This window comes from Protofrankia sp. Cr1 (assembly GCF_963555865.1).
Taxonomy (GTDB): Bacteria; Actinomycetota; Actinomycetes; order Frankiales; family Frankiaceae; genus Protofrankia.
The window spans coordinates 1-2,881 of the sequence record NZ_CAUVXO010000139.1 but is presented as its reverse complement, the minus strand read 5'-3'; the positions used below and the strand labels follow the sequence as shown (position 1 = coordinate 2,881).

Below are 2,881 nucleotides of genomic sequence, written 5' to 3'. Positions count from 1 at the left end.
AGGGGAACCTCCTGTTCAAACGCGATCCGCCCCTCTCTGAAGAGCTCGAGCAGGGCGAGGAAACGCGCGACCACCTCGATCGTCTGTCGACAGCCGGTACAGAGCATCCCGAAGGATGCGCTACCCATCTCTCGCAATTTCTCGATCACAGCGAGCATATGCTCGCGGATGTTGATCCGCGGCAGGTGGACGTGATCGGTGGCGACCTGCGGAGGCAGCGGAGGTTCCCGCAACCTGGCCGCGAGCCGGGCGAGCTCGGCCGGGCCGATACCGATCTGCACCTCTGGCAAAGCGCGCGCGTAACGCGGCTCCAGCGCAACAGCCCGGGGCAGGTACCGGGCTTCCAACGCCATCAGCCCGACGAACAGGGCCGAGGCCTCCTTGTATGCCTTGTACTGCAGCAGACGGGCGAACAGCAGGTCTCTGGCCTCGAGGAGGGCGAGGTTCTCAGCTTCGTCCTCGGAGATCGCCCCGGGTAGCAGCCGGGCCGCCTTGAGGTCGAGAAGGGTTGCTGCGATCACCAGGAACTCGGTGGCCTGCCCGAGGTCAAAGCCCGCGCCGAGGCGGCGGATGTGAGCCACGAACTCGTCGGTGACCTGAGAGAGCGCGACCTCGGTCACGTCCATCTTGTGTTTGGCGATCAACGAGAGCAGCAGATCGAACGGGCCGCTGAAGTTCGCGAGCTCGACAACAAAGGCGCTGCCGGCACTGCCCCGGCCGGTGGGTGCGCTGGGGGCGGTACCGGCAGTGCCGGCAGGAGAGGCAGTGGACTCAGCCGGCGACGCGGGCTGCGCGGCCCCGACCGCCGCGTTCACCCGCCGGTTGGGAGACAGCCCTGTCCGCGCCATGTCCCGACGCTACCGCGACCGCGGCCAGCCACCCCGAACCAGCCACCACAGCGGGCCGGGGCCGGGGCCGGGCAACGCGCGGCGCGTCCACCCGTCAACGAATGTGGAGGTTGATGATGTCCCCCAGACCGCCGAGCAACGGGAGCACCAGCTGGTCCACGACCGAGGGAAACCCGAGAAACAGCTTCGGCAGCAGAATGGCCACCAGCAGGATGACGATGCCGACGTTGTTCTCGCGGAGCTGGTACTCGGCCTTGCGCCAGCTCGGTGACTGCGGGCCCAGTCCGAACAGCACCCGCCCGCCGTCGGCGGGCGGGATGGGGATAAGGCTCACAATGAACAGTGACGCGAAGGTGACGGCCAGCCACAGCACCAGTTTCGCGGAGAAGCCACCCGCCCCGGCGAGTTCCACGATTCGGGTGCCCTCAACGATGATGAGCGGTTGGGAGACGAACTTGAAACCGATGATCGCAACAAAGGCGAGCACCAGGTAGGCCAGCGGTCCGGCCAGCACCGCGACCGCGACGTGGAACCGTCGCTTGCGCCATACGTCGTTCATCGGTATCGGCTCGGTCCAGCCGACACCCGCGATGAGCATGGCCACCGCGCTGAACGGGCTGACCCGGTCTTTCAGCGATGCCGTGAGCCGCCCGGACCGCAGCCCGCGGTCCTGGAGCAGCCTCGCGACGATGACCTGTGCCGTGTCATGAGCGTAGATCCCGATGAGGAGCGCGAGAACGATCCCCAAAAGCGCCGCGGGTTCGGCCAGGTGGAACAGCACGCCTCTACAGGTCCCTTATCCGATTCCCGAACAAGCTTCGGCCACGTGGTGTCAGGGTATCGCTAACGCTGGATCACCGGCGGTGCGCCGTGCCTGGCCATCAGTTCGCGGGCCAGCCGCCGGTATCCGTCCGCCCCCACCGAGGTGGGCGCGTAGGTCGTGATCGGCTCACCGGCGACCGTGGTTTCCGGAAAGCGAACCGTACGGCTGATCACGGTGTGAAAAACCTCGTCGGGAAAGCGCTCGACGACCCTCGCCAGCACCTCCCGGGCATGCAGGGTTCGGGCGTCGTACATGGTGGCGAGGATGCCGGCGAGCTCAAGGCGTGGGTTGAGCCGGTCCCGCACCTTGTCGATTGTGTCCAGCAGCAGCGCGACACCGCGTAGGGCGAAGTACTCGCACTCCAACGGCACGATCACCGCATCCGCCGCGGTCAGGGCGTTGACGGTCAGCAGACCCAGGGACGGCTGGCAGTCGATGAGAATCACATCGTATTCGGAGCGGATCGACGCCAGGGCACGCGCGAGCGTGTGCTCACGACCGACCTCGGTGACCAGCAGCATCTCGGCAGCCGACAGGTCGATATTGCTCGGAAGCAGATCCAGACCGTCGACCTGGGTGGGGACTATCACCTCGCCGATCTCGCCTTCGCCACCCACGAGGAGATCGTGCACGGTGCGCTCCAGCACCATCGGGTTGATGCCGAGCCCGACCGAGAGCGCACCCTGCGGGTCGAAGTCGACCAACAGGGTCCGGCGGCCGTACTCGGCGAGCGCCGCGCCCAGATTGATCGTGCTGGTCGTCTTGCCGACGCCGCCCTTCTGGTTACACATGGCGACCACCCAGCCGGCCCCGTGCGTTGCCACCGGAGGGGGTACGGGAAAGGCCGGCAATGGACGTCCCGTGGGGCCCATCTCGCCGGCCCCACCCGAGCTGTGTACGACGTTGGCACCGTCGAGTCGCCCATCAGCAGACAGCGCTGGATCCCCGACGGTCACCCGCCCGTAAGGGGAGCGAACCTGGGTCGGCATCGGCGAGGCGTCGGCGGTCATGTCAAGGGACCTGCTCCTTCTGGTCAACCTGAGGACGCGCGATCATCGATCCTCTGGCGCGCCCGCAGACCACCGGGGACGCTTGCGGATCCGTGCGCGGAGAGCAGAAGCGGACCGTCAGGAGCGTACCGATACTGGAGGTCACGTACGAAGCCGGGTAGGTCACGTCGGCGCGGCGAACACCCGAAGTCGCGGCCGAA

The 2,881-nt window shown here is 67.1% G+C and carries 3 protein-coding genes; all 3 read right to left on the bottom strand.

What is annotated here, in order from left to right; translation table 11 throughout:
* Positions 1 to 848 (bottom strand): ScpA family protein (locus U9980_RS13160; RefSeq protein ID WP_322768169.1); only part of this gene is annotated, 848 nt, incomplete at its 3' end.
* Positions 849 to 942: 94 nt separating this feature from the next.
* Entirely contained in the window at positions 943 to 1,629 is a 687-nt protein-coding gene (locus U9980_RS13155) for a Zn-dependent membrane protease (protein WP_322768168.1), read from the bottom strand.
* 62 nt (positions 1,630 to 1,691) lie between these two features.
* Positions 1,692 to 2,681: an AAA family ATPase gene (locus U9980_RS13150; protein ID WP_322768167.1), complete on the bottom strand. Its 990-nt coding sequence runs from the start codon at positions 2,679 to 2,681 to the stop codon at positions 1,692 to 1,694.
* Between the last annotated feature and the right edge of the window lie 200 nt (positions 2,682 to 2,881).